Genomic DNA, 18,936 nt, shown 5'->3' on the forward strand with positions numbered 1-18,936 from the left:
CAAATATATATGTCTGAAATTTTAGAAATTTAATACACACTTCATTCATTGGATTAAAAACCTATTAAACATCTTCTTCAATACTCATTTGACCAAATTGGAAGAAATAAAGGTAACCGTATACTTTAGAATTTAAAATCGTTTCTAATGTATTTTTATAATATTTCATTTGAATTTTGTACTTATCACGAAGTTGTATACCTACCTCTTCATCTGTCATACCTCTACGCTTATTAAATGCATCTGTTTTATAATCTACAAAGTAATATTGACCGTCCTTTAAAAATATTAAATCAATCATACCTTGAATAATTGACACATCTTCATCTAATTCAGGCATTTCGTCTACACGCGCTTGATTTACGATAAATGGTAACTCTCTATAAACTTTGTCAGCTTGTGTAATAGTCATATACAAGTCACTTCTAATAAAATTCATAACTGCTTCAAATTGAATATCTTTTTTTGCATCTTCTTCAATAATATGCTTTTCAATTAATTCATTAATATAGTCATTCAATTCTGTTTCAGTCATACGAATTTCTTTAAATGGTAGATGTTGCATAACTGTATGCATTAAAGTACCAATCTCATTTGCTTTACGTTTTTTATTTTCACGTAAAAACTTAGGTCTCTCATAAGTTGATACACCTATACGGTATTGTCTTACCCTTTCGTAACTTGTACCACTTTCTTCTGTTTCTAATTGACGCTTTAATTCTGAAACAGACTGTTTAGATGGTTTCTCCGTATCTTTTAAAAAAGGATATTTAAATGATAATTGATCATTAATTTGTTGCTTTAATGTCTCATCATGCGAGCCTTCTACTTCTAAATCTGAAACATCGCGACTTTCTTGTTCTGATTCACTGTCCTCAATCGAAAGTTCTTCAAATTGTGCAATTTTAATATCTACAGTAGGACGCAGACTCTCATCTAAATTATCAATGGATTTCTCAAACTGATACTCTGGTAATAAAGATGTAGATTGGTATTTAGCCAAAATACTATATATTAAATCAAAAGGTCGATCTGCTGATAACCGTTTATGCAATGCAATTTGATTACCTGAAATTGGCAATCGCTCAAGTTTTTCTAATGTTTCTTCCTTATCAATAGTACCAATAAGAATGAGTTGCTCTTTCGCTCGCGTTAAAGCTACATACATTAATCGCATTTCTTCAGAAATAAGTTCTTTTTCAGTAATTGATTTAATGACAACTGACGATAATGACGGATAGATTACATTTCGGTCTAAATCAAAATAATCAATACCTAGACCATATTTTTGATTTAAGATGAGTGGTTTACGTAAGTCGCCTTTATTAAAATTCTTTGAAAGTCCCGAATAAATAACATATGGGAACTCTAGACCTTTACTACTGTGAACTGTCATCATACGTACCACATTATCATTAGGACCTATAACATTCTCTTCACCAAAGTCTTTGTTGCGTTCTATTAGTTCGTCAATAAATCTAATAAATTGATACAGCCCTCTAAAACTTGAATTTTCAAATTCTACTGCTTTATTAAACAATCCATATAGATTTGCGCGTCTACCTTTACCACCAATAAGACCACTAAAATATTGAATAACGTAATGATCATTATAGAACTTATCAATTAATTGATACACAGGGTGAGATTGACTATATTCTTGATACATGTTTATATCATCCATAAAATGTTCTAATTTCTCAACTAACGTAGGGTTCGCTTCTTGATCTTTCATATAATGCAATATGGATTGATAGAAATAATCATCGTTCATACTTTGAACTCGAATGGTTGCTAATTCATCTTCCGTAAATTGGTATATAACCGATCTCATCAATCCTACTAAATATATATCTTGTAAAGGATTATCAACGGTTCTTAAAAATGATAAGACGAGACGTACTTCAGTTTGTTCAAAGTACCCTTCCTTACTATTTACATGGAACGGAATATTATAGTCTTTAAATACTTGTTGTAAATTGCGTGCATTTTTCAACCCTCTTTCAAGTATGACGATATCTTTGAAAGTAGCTTGTCTATAAGTTTCTGACTTCATATCATAAACTTGTTTATGCTCAATAATATATTTAACTTGCTCAGCAATATAGCGAGCTTCTTGTTCTGACTTTTCTAAATCATTATCGCTACTTTTATCTTGAATTAATGCATGTAGTTCGAAAGGCATAGATTTATCAGAATATTTAGTAGCACCAAAATAAAGTCTCGCATCAGCATCGTACTCAATTTCACCTACTTCTTCATCCATCATATGGTCAAATAAGTAATTTGTTGTGGCGAGTACTTCATTACGTGAACGGAAATTCTTAGATAAATCGATACGTAACCCTGATTGATCGCCATCTTTTGTGAAACGATGATATTTATCCATAAATAGCGTTGGATCAGCTTGTCTAAATTTATAGATAGATTGTTTAACGTCACCTACCATGAATAAATTTCCATTAGATTCGTCACCACGTTTAATTTTAGATATGATTGCTTCTTGTACTTGGTTCGTATCTTGGTATTCATCTACTAAAATCTCTTCAAATTGTGATCGATATTCTTTCGCAATTGACGAAGCATTGCCCTCTTGGTCAGTTAATATTTGTAGAGCGAAGTGTTCATAATCAGAAAAATCCAGTACATTGCGACTACGTTTTTTTTCAGCAAAGTCATTAATAATATCCTTAACGATTTGTACAAGGTATTGAATTCTAGGAGCCAAACGTTTCATATCTACTTTTAAATCTTCATAAGAACGTATTAGATACTTATTTTTTACTTCCGACAATAATTTTTTATAATCATCATAAAAATCTTTAGCGTTTGTTAAAAACTGAGAACTTATACCTTCATCTTCATTCGTATCTTTTAATTTTTTAGTTATTGTAGGCAATTTTTCAGAGGTATAATTGATGATTTCTTCAAAATTTATCACATTACCCTCAATCATTTTTTCGCATTTATATTTTTCTAGTTTGATAACATCTAAATGCTTTTCCGCTTCTATACAATTTAGAAAGTTATTTTCCGCTTCTAACAAAGTATGATATGCAGCTTTGATATAAATTTTCGATAATCTTTCTAATTCGTCTAGATATAATTTATGTTTATTATCGTCCGTGTAAATTTCAACTAAAGAATCTAACCACTTGAACGGTGAAGGATTGGCTATACTGAAATTATAGAAACGTTTTAACAAATCTCTAAAATTATCATCATTACGATCACTTGATAATTGTTCTACTAAAGTAAGAAATTCTATATCTGGTGTATCATAATGTTTTTCTAAAACTTCATCAATAGACTGTTCAAGTAACAGCACATTCTCTACATCACTAATTGTGCGGAAATTAGGATCCAAATCAATGACATCATAATGCTGTTGAATAATCTTTAAACAGAAGCTATGTAATGTCGAAATTTGTGCTTGATGAATTTTAATGCGCTGATTCTTTAAATGTTCATTTCTAGGATCTTCTATTGACGCTTGTTGAATGCGTTGATCAACACGATGCTTCATTTCTCTCGCACTTAAATTAGTAAAAGTAACAACGAGTAACTTATCAACATCTATTTCATCTCTAATAATTTTTTGAATTATTCTTTCTACTAATACTGCAGTTTTACCAGACCCTGCTGCTGCAGCTACTAATACATCTTGACCATTAGCGTATATACTCTTCCACTGTGCATCTGTCCATTGAGCACCTTTAGGTTTGATTGGGATGTTATTCATTATGATCACCGCTTTCTAACTCGACATCTTGTATTGCTTTGATAGGATCTATAGTTTCATCTACATGGCGATAATGTTTACTATCAATAATAGTATCCACATGGCACACTGATTGAAAATTACAAAATTGGCATGGTAATTGGTCATCGAATTTAAGTGGTGCAACTTCGGTATGACCTTCCATAATATTTGTAGCAGTCTTTATAAAGTTGTCTTTATTATGTTTGATAAATTTATGAATTGTTGTTTCATCAGCAACACTGCTCCCCCTACTTCCAATACTTCCATCTTTCTTCAGGCTAACTGGAACAATGTCGGATTTACCAATTTCTTCTAAACGAATATCCAATGCGTCTACTACATCCATATCGCTATTAACTAAGCCGCGTAATCTATATTCTTTTAAAAATGCTTGTTCAAGTTTGTCCTGTATTAAAGCATCATCTTCCAATTCTCCCCAATCTTTAAAACTGAGACGTTCATCATGTACATGAAAATACAATAGGCCACCTGGTTTAATTTCTTTAGATAATCCCAGACGTTGGGCATTTTGCAAAGCAATATCCATATAAGTCATCATTTGCATTTGTTTACCATAATAAACCTTTTTTAAATCTAATTTCGCACTGGGATTAGATGACTTATAATCAATAATATTAATGTAGCTCTTATCATCTTTAGTGTAAGCATCTATACGATCAATTTGTCCTCGTATATTAACTGGAATACCTTGTTTTGTAATTAATGGTTGCGCAATAAGTTCTTCACTGTTGTTCGGTGTCTTTCTAAATCCTGCTTCAAAACGATGTGGTTTGAACTTTGTATTTTTATTTTGATAGCGTAATGCTTTCAAAGTACTTTCGACAATGACACCAATTCGTTTTGACACATACCGATAGTATGCATTTGAATCCATGAGATTGAATTGGACTTGAGGTAAAACATTCTCTAAAGCTTCAACAGTTAAAGCATGTATCTTCTTATTATCAAGATGTTTAAAGTCTCCATCTACCTTATCCGAAATATACTTCAATGCAGTATGGAAAATATTTCCTAGATCAAAATTTTCAAGCTTATATTTCGTTCGCTCATTTAACCTTAAACCATGATTCGCATAATGTTTAAACGGACAATCATTATACCTTTCAAATCTAGATACACTTGCGTTAATTGTTGAACCATATAAAGATGCAGCCAATGGTTCATCTAATTTCACTGTTTTGTTGTCATATGTCAACGCAGTTAACAAGTACTCTAAACCGTTATTCAATTTGTCATTATCACGCATGACTTGATAAGCATCAACCCATACATCAGCAACCATCTCTGCCTCTAGCCAAGATTTTAAAGATTCGAATAAGACGACTTTAGTTTGATGTGGATGCTCCATTAACGATAAAGGTTGTGCATTATGTTGATAATGAATATTCGTTACATCTAATCCATTGAACAACCCTTGTATTTGGTCAATAAATGGACTTTTTTCTTTATCCTCACCTTGTGCACCCATTAAACTATATGAAAATGTAACTTGTTCACTGCCTCGTGTCATTGCAATATAACAAACAAACGCTTCATCCATTTGTAAGATATCTGATGTAGGACTTAATTCAACTTGTACTTGTTGTTCAAACACTTTCTTTTCTTCATCTGTTATAAGACTAGAAGAAGAAACCGGTTGTGGCATAGCACCATCGTTCATTCCAACCATATAAATATGCTTTTTATTGTCTACTTTCGCTAAGTCCATTGTTCCTATACTCACTTGATCGAGGGTTTGAGGAATCATTACAAATTCTAATTGTTCTAAACCAATATCAAATACCTCTAAAAAGCGTTTAAGAGTCATTTCTTCATTATCAAATACAGTGACTAAATCATCTAAAATTTGAATAAGACCATTCCAAATTTGATCTATTTCTTCAGCTTCTTCATGACGACCATCGACGTCTAATTGGTCACGGTGAGTCATTAAATATTTAGGTAAATCAAATGCCTCCATTGTCTCATAGAAAGCTGTTGCAAAACCTCTCACATTTTCTGCTTCGTTCATTGCTTTTTCAAAAGTTAATATTTTATCAATAATATCATTCTTTAAATGAACTACTTGCTCGAAATCTTCTCGCTCTTCAGTAGTTAATTTATGTTCTTTACGTTCCATTTTCGTAAAGTTATCAATACTAAACAGTTTTTCATCAAGCCAACGTTTGCCATAAACACCACGTTCAACGACAAAATTCTCTAATAAATCAATTAAATATGCACTATCCTTAAAGTGATTAGATAGAATATTGGTTTTAATTAAACGCATCATAGGACTAATATTCCAGTTTGTTTGAATAACTTCCAAAAGTGAGCGTACCATTTCCATGATCGGATGATGTGTCATTGATCTTTTAGTGTCGATATTAAATGGAATATCATACTGTGGAAGAACAGAGTCAAATAAAAATGCATAAGATTCATCACGATACAAGATAGCAATGTCTTGATATCTATATTGCTTATCACGTGTATCTTTAATAATTTGGCGAGCTACTTCATTAACTTCTTCACGTATACTTGAGGATTCTAAAATATTAATATTACCATCGTAAGCGATAGGATTAATTTGCAATGCATCAAATTGTTGTTCCAGTTGTATTAAATCTTTATTGTTAAAACGATATTGTTGTTTAAAGAATTGTTGTTGTAATTCTATGTTTAAATCATTGGCAATTTCCTTTAGATGCGTTAATACCTCTGATGGTTTTCTGAATAAACTAAATGGATCTTCATTACCATCAGTTGTTAAAAGAACAGTAACTTTTTTGGCGCTTTGAACGAGTGCTTTAATAATTTGATACTCCAATGTAGAGAAGTTGTGGAATCCATCTATGTATACCTCTGCTCTTTTAATCCATTCTGATTGACTTAAAATATCAATAAAATGATTTAAACTATCCTCTGAAGTAATAAATTCGCCATTTATGCGTTCCTCAAAATACTGATAAATAAGCGATATATCTTCTAATTTATGTCTAGTTCTCGTCTTCAAGTCATTATCTTGCAAAAATGTATGTAAATGTTCTGGCGTAACAGAATATTTCTTAAAATCTTGAATTTGTTCACTTAACTTCTCACTAAAACCATAATAATTTACTTGTGATTGATATAGTTTTAATTCCGATTGATGTTGTTGAACTAAATCATAAATCATCATCTCGGTAGCCGATTGCGTTAGTCGTTCTTCAGTTAATCCCCCAACCTCTTGAAAAACTCTATAACTTAAGCGTTCAAAGTGAAGCACTTCAGTTCTTAGGCTTCCATTCAATTCTTTATCATTAACAAATGCTTGTTCTAATTGAAAAGTACTCTGTGTTGGTGCTATTAAAACAATTGGATCACCTAGAGGATCCTCTTTCATTTGTTGCTTAATATTATCAATCATATGATGAGATTTGCCTGTTCCTGCTCTGCCAATGTATGCGTTCAACTCCATTATTCCCACACTCCTTTGAACTTATTTTAACATAGAACATACGTTCTTAAAAATGTTTTGTTAGGTCCAAATATTGAACAAAAAAAGACTGGCGGAACCTCTATGAACATTCCATTACCAGTCTTGCTATGTTAAAAATTAATTCATTATCACTAATTTTTCTTATTTTTCATTATCTGGATTAAAGTTAAACTTGAATTCACTAAACGGCCAAAATCTAAATGATACTTTACCAACAACTTGATCTTTATCAATTAAACCAAACGCCCTACTATCCTTACTGACTTCTCTGTTATCACCTAAAACTAAGTATTTACCTTTTGGTATGATATTTGATTTAGGATTTGCATTTAGTAAATCTTTAGTTTCAAATGAACCCGTAATATATTCACCTTGTTTACGTTTTTCATTGTAATCAAGATAAGGTTCATTTATCTTTTTGCCATTAACATATAGTTTATCATTTTTATAAATAACGTTATCGCCAGGTACACCAATGACACGTTTAACATAATCGTCTTGTTGATTCGCATGAAATACGATTACATTACCTTTTTTTATGTCTCCAACTTTATATCCTAGAATGTTAACCATGACGTGTTCACCATCTTTTAGTGTCGGATCCATTGAATCGCCTTTTATAGTATATGATTTAGCTACGAAGTTGACCATTACCCATACAAGTAATAAACCTACCGCTATGGCAACAATCCATTCAACTATTTCTTTCTTCAATTTTAACACCTCATCTACTTATTTAACTGATAGGTAAATTCTTTAAATGGATAATACTTTAAACTAACATCTCCTACAATATCGTCCTTATCTATTAATCCATATGTCCTTGAATCACTTTGTTTATCACCATTATCATTTAAAATAAAATATGAATTTGGCGGAATAATATCACCATCAGAATCATGTAAATCTCTTATTGCAAAATTATTAATATCTCTATTTTTAGCATAAAATTTATTAACTTGTCTATCATCTCTATACAATTTACCGTTTCTAACTTCAATTGATTCACCAGGCTTGCCGACCAATCTACCAAAGTGTAATTGATTTTTATGTCGATACATGATAATATCTCCATCTTTCAACATGTTAAAGGTAACTTTAATTTTATTAATAATGACACGGTCACCTTTATTCAAAGTTGGTGACATATCATCAGTTTGAACTACAGCACCTTTAACTAAGAACATTTGTATAAACATGACAAACAGACAAGCAAATAGGAATGCTACAATCCAACTTGTCACTCTACGCACCTTGTCACTCCTTGTCCGAACCCATGAAATAGCCCTCGACTTTCTTACCAATAAACCATAACGCTATAGTAACTATTAATACCATTATTGCTCTAACAGGATGTGTGAAAAATGAGGTTACACTTTTTCCCATAATCGCCAAAAATGTAATAGAAATTAACTTAGATATAAGTAAAATTATAAAATAATATTTGCCTCTAATATGAGAGAAACTTGCCACAAAATTAACTAGTGTATTGGGTGTAAACGGAAAACACATTAATATAAATATTGGTACTAAGCCCTGTCTATCTATAAAATGAATTAGGCGTTCAACCGATCGTCTTGATTTAATCCGCTTCATAAAGTTAGCATTAAGAAATTTTCTACAGAAAAAGAACACTGTATAAGTACCTGCTACAACACCTAACCAACTAATAATCGTACCTGCTATTAAGCCGTACGCATGAACACATAAAATAACATACAATGTTAAAGGAAGTACTGGCACAATGGCTCTAAAAAATAAAATAATAAATCCAGCCAGATAACCAAAGCCTTGTAATAAATCAAACCATTGTTCAATTTGATGAAACATAGTTACATCAAATCCTTCCTATTGAATTAACAGTTATTATTTCATAGAAATATTGTACACTGTTTCATTTATAAATCTACCTATATAACAATAAATCAGTCACAGGTAGTAGTTAGAACTCATTCCTTAGCTTTAATATAAAGGTATATAATAGAAAAGTCGATACGGAATTTGATCCATATCGACTTTGTAAGACATATTTAATTGACGCTATTGAATGACTAGAGAATTATAAACGCTCTTCTAATTCTTTCTTCTTATCTTCAAATCCAGGTTTACCTAATAATGCAAACATGTTTTGTTTGTATGCTTCTACTCCAGGTTGGTTAAATGGATTAACACCTAATTGATATCCACTCATTGCACACGCTAATTCAAAGAAGTATACAACATAACCAAATGTTTCCTCGTCTAAGCGTGGAATATTTACAACAACATTAGGAACGCCACCATCAGTGTGAGCTAATAGTGTACCTTCAAATGCTTTAGTATTAACTTCATCAATTGTTTTACCTGCTAAGTAATTTAATCCATCTAAATCATCACTATCTTCTTCAATTGTAATATCGTGTTTAGGGTTGTTTACTTTTACAACTGTTTCAAATAAGAAACGACGTCCTTCTTGGACATATTGACCTAATGAATGTAAGTCAGTTGTATAGTTTGCACTAGATGGATATATACCTTTGAAGTCTTTACCTTCAGACTCACCATATAATTGTTTCCACCACTCATTGAAATATTGCATTGACGGTTCATAATTAATCAACATTTCAGTAGTGTAGCCTTTGCTATATAGAATATTACGGATTGTCGCATATTGATAAGCAATATTTTCATCTAATTTATCTGATGATAATTCTTTACGCGCTTTGTTTGCACCAATCATGATTGATTCAATATTTATGCCAGCTGTTGCAATCGGTAATAGACCCACAGCAGTTAATACAGAATAACGACCACCAACATCATCTGGTACTACAAACGTTTCATAACCTTCATTATCTGCTAATTGTTTTAATGCGCCTTTTGCTTTATCTGTAGTAGCAAAGATACGTTTTTTAGCTTCTGCTTTTCCATACTTATCTTCAACTAATTGTTTAAATAGTCTAAATGCTACTGCTGGTTCTGTAGTTGTACCAGATTTAGAAATAACATTTACTGAAAAATCTTTATCTGATAAGTAGTCTACTAATTCTTTAGTGTACGTTGATGATAAATGATTACCCACGAATACAATTTCAGGGTATTCCTTTGAATTTCGGAATGATGAAGTTAACATTTCAATAGCAGCACGTGCACCTAAATATGAACCTCCAATACCAATTACTACTAATACGTCTGAATTAGATTTTATACGTTTTGATGCTTCCACAATTCTTGAAAATTCTTTCTTATCATAGTCTTCCGGAAGATTCACCCAACCTAAGAAATCACTACCTGCACCAGTACCTTCGTGAATCGTTTTATGAATTGTTTTAACGATATCTTGTTGTTGATCAATTTCATGTTGACCAAAGAATTCCAATGCTTTTCCATAATCTAATTGAATATGAGTCATTTTATAAAAGCCTCCTGTATATCCTTGTTGATTTAATTTTACTAACTTTAAGCCTGCTATTCAATTGACATGACTGACTATTCGAATATTTTCAAATTAATTCAACAATTTTAAGACATTTTTAATAATTTTAAAATGAATAATTTCTAAATAAAATAATACTTATAATTCTATATTAATCTGTAACTTATCCTTTAATACAATTGAGATGTTGATGACAAAGGCATTTTCAAATTTTTGTATATTTATGTAAAAAAATGGTTTTATTTTCATTTGATATCTGTTAGTATAAATTTATATCAATTTTCAGAAAAATTATGAGGTGAATTTTAATGAAAGAGAAAATCGTATTAGCATATTCAGGTGGATTAGATACAAGTGTAGCCGTTAAATGGCTTATAGATAAAGGCTATGATGTCGTAGCTGTATGTTTAGATGTTGGTGAAGGTAAAGATTTAGATGTTGTATATTCTAAAGCACTAGATATGGGTGCAGTTGAGTGTCATATTATTGATGCTACTAAAGAATTTAGTGATGACTTTGTAAGTTATGCAATCAAAGGTAACTTAATGTATGAAAATAGTTATCCACTCGTTTCAGCTTTATCTCGTCCACTAATCGCAAAGAAATTAGTTGAGATTGCTGAACAAACTAATTCTGTCGGTATCGCGCATGGTTGTACTGGTAAAGGTAATGACCAAGTTCGTTTCGAAGTTGCTATTAAAGCATTAAACCCTAACCTAAAAGCATTTGCGCCAGTAAGAGAATGGGGTTGGAGTCGTGAAGAAGAAATTGATTATGCCATTAAACACAATATCCCCGTTGGCATCAATCACGATTCTCCTTATTCAATTGATCAAAACTTATGGGGTAGAGCAAATGAGTGTGGTATTTTAGAAGATCCGTATGCTGCCCCTCCAAAGGACGCTTATGATTTGACTGCAGAGTTAGATGATACACCAGATACACCTGATGAAATTATCCTTTCATTTAAAAACGGTGTTCCAATTCAATTAAATCATCAAGATTATGACTTAGATCAATTAATATTAACTTTGAATGAACTAGCTGGAAAACACGGAATTGGACGTATCGACCATGTAGAAAATCGTCTAGTTGGTATTAAATCTCGTGAAATATATGAAACTCCTGGTGCAGAAGTAATATTAAAAGCACATAAAGCACTTGAAACATTAACGTTAACTAAAGATGTAGCTCATTTCAAACCAGTGATTGAAAAACAATTTGCTGAACAAACTTATAATGGTTTATGGTTCTCACCATTAACTGATAGCTTAAAATTATTCATTGATAGCACGCAACAATATGTTGAAGGTGATGTTAGAATTAAATTATTTAAAGGTAATGCCATTGTTAATGGAAGAAAATCTCCATACACGCTATATGATGAAAAATTAGCAACATACACTAAAGAAGATGCATTCAATCAATCAGCAGCAGTAGGTTTCATCGATATTTATGGTTTACCTACTCAAGTAAATGCATATCTTCATGGAGGTTATAGTAATGAGTAGTAAAGCATGGGGTGGCCGTTTTCAACAACAGCCGGAAGATTGGGTAGATGAATTTAATGCTTCCATAGATTTCGACCAAACATTGTTGGATGAAGATGTCCAAGGTAGTATTGCACATGCTACCATGTTAGCTAATCAAAATATCATTTCACAAGATGATAAAGACGCAATCATTAATGGCTTAAAAGAGATTCAACAAGACTTTCATAATGGGAAGCTTGCGTTTAAAAAATCGCTTGAAGATATTCATTTAAACATTGAACATGAACTCATTCAACGTGTCGGTGACGCTGGAGGTAAGTTGCATACAGGTCGTAGTAGAAATGACCAAGTGGCTACTGACTTGCATTTATACGTAAAAAAAGAAGTACTTGAAATTCAAGACCTTATTCGTTCATTCCAAACATCCATTCTTAAACTAGCTCAATCACATGTGGATACAATCATGCCAGGATATACACACTTACAACGTGCTCAACCGATTTCTTTTGCACACCATGTTATGACATATTTCTGGATGCTAGAAAGAGACTATTCACGTTTCGTTGATAGTATGAAACGTATTGATATTTCACCATTGGGTGCAGCTGCATTAAGTGGTACAACACACCCTATCGATAGACACGAAACGCAACAATTATTAGAATTTAGTTCAGTTTATGAGAATAGTTTAGATGCAGTGAGTGATCGTGATTACATTATTGAAACTTTGCATAATATTTCATTAACTATGATTCATTTATCACGTTTTGCTGAAGAAATTATTTTTTGGTCTACGGATGAGGCGAAATTCATTACCCTATCTGATGCTTTCTCTACAGGTTCATCTATTATGCCTCAGAAGAAGAATCCAGATATGGCAGAACTTATTCGTGGTAAAGTAGGACGTGCTACAGGACATTTAATGAGCATGCTTGTAACATTAAAAGGGTTACCACTTGCATATAATAAAGACTTACAAGAAGATAAAGAAGGTTTATTTGATTCAGTACGTACTATAAAAGGTTCACTACGAATTTTTGAAGGTATGTTAGATACAATGACCGTTAATACAGACCGTTTAAACGAAACTGTGCATCAAGACTTTTCAAATGCAACGGAATTAGCTGATTATTTAGTAGCTAAAGATGTACCATTTAGAAAAGCACATGAAATTGTTGGTAAAATTGTCTTTGAGTGCATTCAACAAGGTATCTATTTATTAGATGTACCTCTTGAACGTTACAAAGAATTAAATTCAAATATTGATCAAGATGTTTATGATTATCTTAAACCGGAAAACTGTCTTAGCCGAAGAAAAAGTTATGGTTCAACAGGCCAAGACGCAGTACGTCATCAACTTAAAGTTGCTGAAAAATTATTAAATAACGATTAATTTTAGAGGTTGGGTATGGGCCAACGAATTCTGAATGAATTCTATCCATTCCCAACCTTTTTGTTAAATATATTGAGTTAACATTAAGTATATAATAGTTATTTAAAGCTTCTGCAAATTCACTTTCTTACACAAAATTGCTCGGATAGATTTTAATTATACATTTAACTATGAAAGGATGAGTTTGTTGAAAGCAAGTAATAAAGGTATCATTTCATGTTTAACAGTAGCTAGTTTGAGTCTAGCGATTATACATACGCCCGTTGAAGCAAGTGGTGGTGAATCATCAAACACTGCAACTACGAATCTAACTAATGCATCTAAAACTCAAAACAATCATACTAATTGGTCAAGAAATTTAACAGGAGAGCGCCATACTACTATTGCACATCGTGGTGCTAGTGGCTATGCACCAGAGCATACTTTTGCAGCGTACGATAAAAGTCATAATGAATTAGGTGCCTCATATATTGAAATAGATTTACAACGCACTAAAGATGGTCATTTAGTTGCAATGCATGACGAAACAATTGATCGTACAACAAACGGCTCAGGACGTGTCGAGGACTATACATTAGCTGAATTAAAGAAATTAGATGCAGGTTCATCATTTAATGAACAAAATCCTCAATTAACCAAAGATAGTTATAAAGGGGCTACAGTGCCAACGTTAGACGAGATATTATCACGTTATGGTACAAATGCCAATTATTATATTGAAACTAAGCAACCTGATGTGTATCCAGGTATGGAACAGCAACTGCTAAACACACTAAATCGACATAACATGCTTACTTCAAATTCTCTAGAAAATGGACATGTCCTGGTACAATCATTTTCAGAAGCTAGCTTATTAAAAATGCATCAATTAAATTCAAATGTGCCATTAATACGCCTATTGGACAAAGGTGAATTAGCTCAACAAAGTGAAACAGATTTACAACGTATTCATTCTTATGCAATTGGCGTCGGTCCCGAATATAGTGATTTAAATGCACAAAATACAGCTCATTTAAAAGATTTAGGTTTCCTCGTACATCCATTTACCGTGAATAAAACTGCCGATATGCAGCGCTTGAACCAATACGGTGTTGATGGTGTGTTTACGAATTATGCTGATCAATATAAAGCAATAAGTTCACAAAAGTAAGTAAAAATTTTAATACATTCACCTACTGCGAATTTGCAAAATAGCATCATTATATAATGTAAGTCTCAGGCTCTTGAATCAAAACAAAAACGCTATAACTTGTTTCATTCCCATAACAAGCTATAGCGTTTATTTATGTTTATATATCGGTTTATGCCCAACCACGGTAGCGAGCTGCTTCTGCAGTACGTTTAATACCTATAATATAAGCTGCTAGTCTCATGTCAATTTTTCTATTTTGTGCTAATTCGTAGATTGAATCAAAAGCATCTATTAATTTTTCACGTAATTTATCGTTAACTTCCTCTTCAGACCAATAATAACCTTGGTTATTTTGCACCCATTCGAAGTATGAAACTGTTACACCACCAGCACTTGCTAGTACGTCTGGTACCAATAAGATACCGCGTTCAGTTAAAATTCGTGTAGCTTCAGGTGTAGTAGGTCCATTTGCCGCTTCAACAACAATATCGGCTTTAATATCATTCGCATTATCTTCAGTGATTTGATTAGAAATCGCAGCTGGTACTAGAATGTCACAATCTAACTCGAACAATTCTTTGTTAGAAATTGTGTTATCGAATAAGTTTGTAACTGTACCGAAACTATCACGACGATCTAATAAATAATCGATATCTAAACCTTCTGGATCATGTAATGCACCATAAGCATCAGAAATACCTACGACTTTTGCACCCATGTCATATAAGAATTTAGCTAAGAAACTACCTGCATTACCAAATCCTTGGATAACTACGCGAGAACCTTTGATTTCCTTACCACGACGTTTAGCTGCTTGTTCAATAGCAATCACTACGCCCAATGCAGTTGAACGATCGCGTCCTTGTGAACCACCTAATACGATAGGTTTACCTGTAATAAAACCAGGTGAGTTAAATTTATCCAAAGCACTATATTCATCCATCATCCAAGCCATAATTTGAGAGTTAGTAAATACGTCTGGTGCTGGAATATCTTTAGTAGGACCAACGAATTGAGAAATTGCACGTACATATCCACGAGATAAACGTTCAACTTCATGAATACTCATTTGACGTGGGTCACATACGATACCACCTTTACCACCACCGTATGGTAAATTAACAATACCGCATTTCAAAGTCATCCACATAGATAATGCTTTAACTTCTTCTTCATCTACTTCAGGGTGGAAACGGACCCCACCTTTAGTTGGACCAACAGCATCGTTATGTTGAGCACGATAACCTGTAAATGTTTTAACAGTACCGTCATCCATGCGTACTGGGATACGAACTTGTAAAAATCTTAATGGTTCTTTGATTAAATCATACATACCATCGTCAAATCCCAATTTGTGTAAAGCTTCTTTAATGATACTTTGTGTCGAAGTCACTAAATTATTATTCTCAGTCATGATCACTTTCGCCTCTTTTTAACAAATGATTTCGCTTTCATACATATTGTAACACATGTCTTTGCTTTTTAAAGGGTTTTCAAAATGAATGTTACAACTTTATGAACTTAATTAAACACGCTTCTGATTCTATCTAATGCATCATCTAATTCTTCTTTAGAAATAACTAAAGGTGGAGCAAATCGAATCACCGTATCATGAGTTTCTTTACATAATAGTCCTTTTTCTTTTAATGCTTCACAGAAAGGTCTAGCACTTTCATGTAATTCAACACCAATAAAGAGACCACGACCACGTACTTCTTTAATAGCTGGGTGATTAATTTTTTGTAATTCAGATTTAAAGTATTCCCCTAATTCATGTGAACGGCCAGGTAAATCTTCATCTAATATGACATCTAACGCAGCGATTGAAACGCCACAAGCTAATGGATTACCACCAAACGTAGAACCATGTGAACCAGGTGTAAATACATCCAGTACTTCGTTGTCAGCTAAGACTACAGAAATAGGTAGTACGCCGCCACCAAGCGCTTTTCCTAAAATATAAACATCAGGTTTAACATTATCCCAATCAGTCGCAAATAATTTACCAGAACGTCCTAAACCAGCTTGAATTTCATCGGCAATAAATAAAATATTATGTTCATCACATAATTCTCTGATAGCTTTTAAATAACCTTCAGGTGGGATATTAATACCTGCCTCACCTTGAATCGGTTCAACTAAAATAGCAGCTGTATTCTCATTAATAGCTTCTTTTAATTTATCAACATCGCCGAAATCTACTTTGCGGAAACCATCTAATAACGGACCATAACCACGTTGGTACTCAGCTTCTGATGATAAAGATACTGGCGCCATAGTACGACCATGGAAGTTACCATTAAATGCGATAATTTCAGCTTTATCTGGTTCAAGACCTTTTACATCATATGCCCAACGACGTGCAGCTTTCAATGCAGTTTCAACTGCTTCCGCACCGGTATTCATTGGTAGTGCTTTATCTTTACCTGATAATTTACAAACTTTTTGATACCATTCACCTAAATTATCACTATGAAAAGCACGAGAAACCAAAGTTACTTTGTCAGCTTGATCTTTAAGTGCTTGAATAATTTTAGGATGACGGTGTCCTTGGTTAACAGCTGAATAAGCTGAAAGCATATCCATATATTTATTACCTTCTGGATCAGTTACCCAAATACCTTCCGCTTCTGCAACAACGATTGGTAGTGGTACGTAGTTTTGAGCTCCATAATGGTTTGTTAATTCAATGATTTGTTCTGACTTAGTCATAATATCTCCCCTTTGCTTAATTTATATTAAAACTAATGGCCATACGAATACGGCTTTCGATGTCATTTACAAAGAAGTATATTTGCAAAATTAATAAGAGCATTAAATGACTCATTGTTACATCAAATATGCCCTTCGTTTCTAAATGAAAGCCCTTACAGATATAATGACATACCTATCAATATTTTTACAAGCAAAATATTAAAAATTTTCCGATAAATAAAATGAATTAAAATTCCTTTGGTATTTACATAAAAAAGATTATGACAAGAATGATTGCCATAATCTATTATAAACTCTAAATTCATCTACATTTATCAAATTAAATTTATAAAGATATTTTGAACATCTTCTTTTTAACTAGATTAAAACTAACCGCAAAGTTTAACATTTATTCACTCATTAATACTATTTATCTTTACGAGGTAACGGATAAAAACCTTGGTTAAATTGTTTCCACAAATTAGGTGGTAATTCATGCTTATCTTCACGATGAGGGTCAAATTCTGATAAAATTTCGTCTTCTTTTCCTTCCTGAATTTTGCTGATGAAATTATAATCTAATAATATTTCACGACCAAGTGCTACGAGTTCAACACCTGTTGATTTAATAGCGTCTAATGCGTCATCAGCTGTAAATACAGATCCTATACCAATAACTGGGATACGACCATCCACCCATTGGTGAATTAATTTCAATCGCTCTTGTCCTGCATACTTACCTTCTCTTGTAGTTGAATGAATATCTCCAAGAGATATATGAACATAATCAATTGATTTTTCAGTAATTGTATTAATTAATTGTTCGGTAATTTCCATTGAAATACCTGGTGATTCAGCTTCTTCAGGAGAAAGTCGATACCCTATTATGAAATCATCGCTCGCATATTTTGATTTAGCCTTTAATACTTCATCTATAACAGCAGTTGGAAACTTCATGTGATCAGACCATTCATCATTTCTTCTATTATAATATGGAGATACAAATTGGTGAATTAAATAGTGATTAGCACCATGAATTTCTACGCCATCAAACCCAGCTTCAATTACTCGACGCGTCGCTTCACCGAAATCTTTAATTGTTTGTTCAATTTCTTCAGGCGTAATTTCTCTAGCATCATGTTCATGTTGTTGTCCGAAGCTTTTTAAAGTGATAGGACTTGGTGCAACAACATCTCCATTCGGTGTTAAATTAGCTAATGCTTGTGCGCCACCATGATGAATTTGAACTAAAGCTTTAGCACCATTCTTCTTCATAGCTTGTGCTAAACGCTTGAGTCCTTCTATATCTGAATCATGCGCAACAGAAGGTTGTCCCGGAAAAGCTTTACCAATATCGTTAACATTACTTGCAGCATTGATAGCTAGACCAACATCTTTAGAGCGCTTTTCAATATACGGTATTTCCACATCAGAAATTGTACCATCATCATTAGATGAAGTATGCGTTAATGGAGCCAATACAAAACGATTTTTTAATTCAACCCCATTTGGCAAAGTTATGGTTTCAAATAATTTTTCATATTTTTTATTCATAGGTAAGTCCT

At 32.7% G+C, this 18,936-nt stretch carries 12 protein-coding genes; 3 read left to right on the top strand and 9 right to left on the bottom strand.

Annotation, left to right across the window (positions count from 1 at the left end; genetic code table 11):
- Nucleotides 1-64 precede the first annotated feature (64 nt).
- From addA to BDW31_RS02780, 6 genes are all read right to left on the bottom strand, one after another.
- Complete coding sequence (gene addA, locus BDW31_RS02755) at nt 65-3,742, bottom strand: helicase-exonuclease AddAB subunit AddA (RefSeq protein ID WP_110709121.1); 3,678 nt, start codon at nt 3,740-3,742, stop codon at nt 65-67.
- Nucleotides 3,735-7,223: a helicase-exonuclease AddAB subunit AddB gene (gene addB / locus BDW31_RS02760; protein ID WP_053024298.1), complete on the bottom strand. Its 3,489-nt coding sequence runs from the start codon at nt 7,221-7,223 to the stop codon at nt 3,735-3,737. Before addB ends, addA begins: the two co-directional genes overlap by 8 nt.
- Nucleotides 7,224-7,385: 162 nt before the next feature.
- Nucleotides 7,386-7,958: a signal peptidase I gene (gene lepB / locus BDW31_RS02765; protein ID WP_053022331.1), complete on the bottom strand. Its 573-nt coding sequence runs from the start codon at nt 7,956-7,958 to the stop codon at nt 7,386-7,388.
- 14 nt (nt 7,959-7,972) lie between these two features.
- A complete protein-coding gene (gene lepB / locus BDW31_RS02770) occupies nt 7,973-8,497 on the bottom strand; it encodes a signal peptidase I (protein ID WP_053024297.1) in 525 nt (174 codons plus the stop codon).
- 4 nt (nt 8,498-8,501) lie between these two features.
- Nucleotides 8,502-9,074, bottom strand: a complete 573-nt coding sequence (locus BDW31_RS02775) for a TVP38/TMEM64 family protein (RefSeq protein ID WP_053024296.1) — start codon at nt 9,072-9,074, stop codon at nt 8,502-8,504.
- Nucleotides 9,075-9,303: 229 nt separating this feature from the next.
- Complete coding sequence (locus tag BDW31_RS02780; RefSeq protein ID WP_037549027.1) at nt 9,304-10,635, bottom strand: glucose-6-phosphate isomerase; 1,332 nt, start codon at nt 10,633-10,635, stop codon at nt 9,304-9,306.
- A gap of 332 nt (nt 10,636-10,967) precedes the next feature.
- Here BDW31_RS02780 and BDW31_RS02785 point away from each other — a divergent pair, with 332 nt between their 5' ends.
- From BDW31_RS02785 to BDW31_RS02795, 3 genes are all read left to right on the top strand, one after another.
- The gene (locus BDW31_RS02785) at nt 10,968-12,170 is read left to right on the top strand and encodes an argininosuccinate synthase (protein ID WP_110709123.1); all 1,203 of its coding nucleotides are present in this window, start codon (nt 10,968-10,970) and stop codon (nt 12,168-12,170) included.
- Complete coding sequence (gene argH / locus BDW31_RS02790) at nt 12,163-13,545, top strand: argininosuccinate lyase (protein ID WP_011276257.1); 1,383 nt, start codon at nt 12,163-12,165, stop codon at nt 13,543-13,545. The genes BDW31_RS02785 and argH overlap by 8 nt, the downstream gene beginning before the upstream one ends.
- Nucleotides 13,546-13,732: 187 nt before the next feature.
- Nucleotides 13,733-14,695, top strand: a complete 963-nt coding sequence (locus BDW31_RS02795; RefSeq protein WP_110709124.1) for a glycerophosphodiester phosphodiesterase — start codon at nt 13,733-13,735, stop codon at nt 14,693-14,695.
- A gap of 151 nt (nt 14,696-14,846) precedes the next feature.
- On the opposite strand, the gene BDW31_RS02800 is transcribed toward BDW31_RS02795, so the two are convergent.
- The 3 genes from BDW31_RS02800 to BDW31_RS02810 all read right to left on the bottom strand — a co-directional run bounded on the left by BDW31_RS02800 (nt 14,847) and on the right by BDW31_RS02810 (nt 18,925).
- Nucleotides 14,847-16,091 (bottom strand): Glu/Leu/Phe/Val family dehydrogenase, encoded by a 1,245-nt coding sequence (locus tag BDW31_RS02800; RefSeq protein WP_037549020.1) that lies wholly within the window; start codon nt 16,089-16,091, stop codon nt 14,847-14,849.
- Nucleotides 16,092-16,198: 107 nt separating this feature from the next.
- Entirely contained in the window at nt 16,199-17,389 is a 1,191-nt protein-coding gene (locus BDW31_RS02805; RefSeq protein ID WP_053024292.1) for an ornithine--oxo-acid transaminase, read from the bottom strand.
- 408 nt (nt 17,390-17,797) lie between these two features.
- Nucleotides 17,798-18,925 (bottom strand): NADH-dependent flavin oxidoreductase, encoded by a 1,128-nt coding sequence (locus BDW31_RS02810; RefSeq protein ID WP_037549011.1) that lies wholly within the window; start codon nt 18,923-18,925, stop codon nt 17,798-17,800.
- Between the last annotated feature and the right edge of the window lie 11 nt (nt 18,926-18,936).

The sequence above is a fragment of the Staphylococcus sp. AtHG25 genome (genome assembly GCF_003217445.1).
Lineage (GTDB): Bacteria > Bacillota > Bacilli > Staphylococcales > Staphylococcaceae > Staphylococcus > Staphylococcus haemolyticus.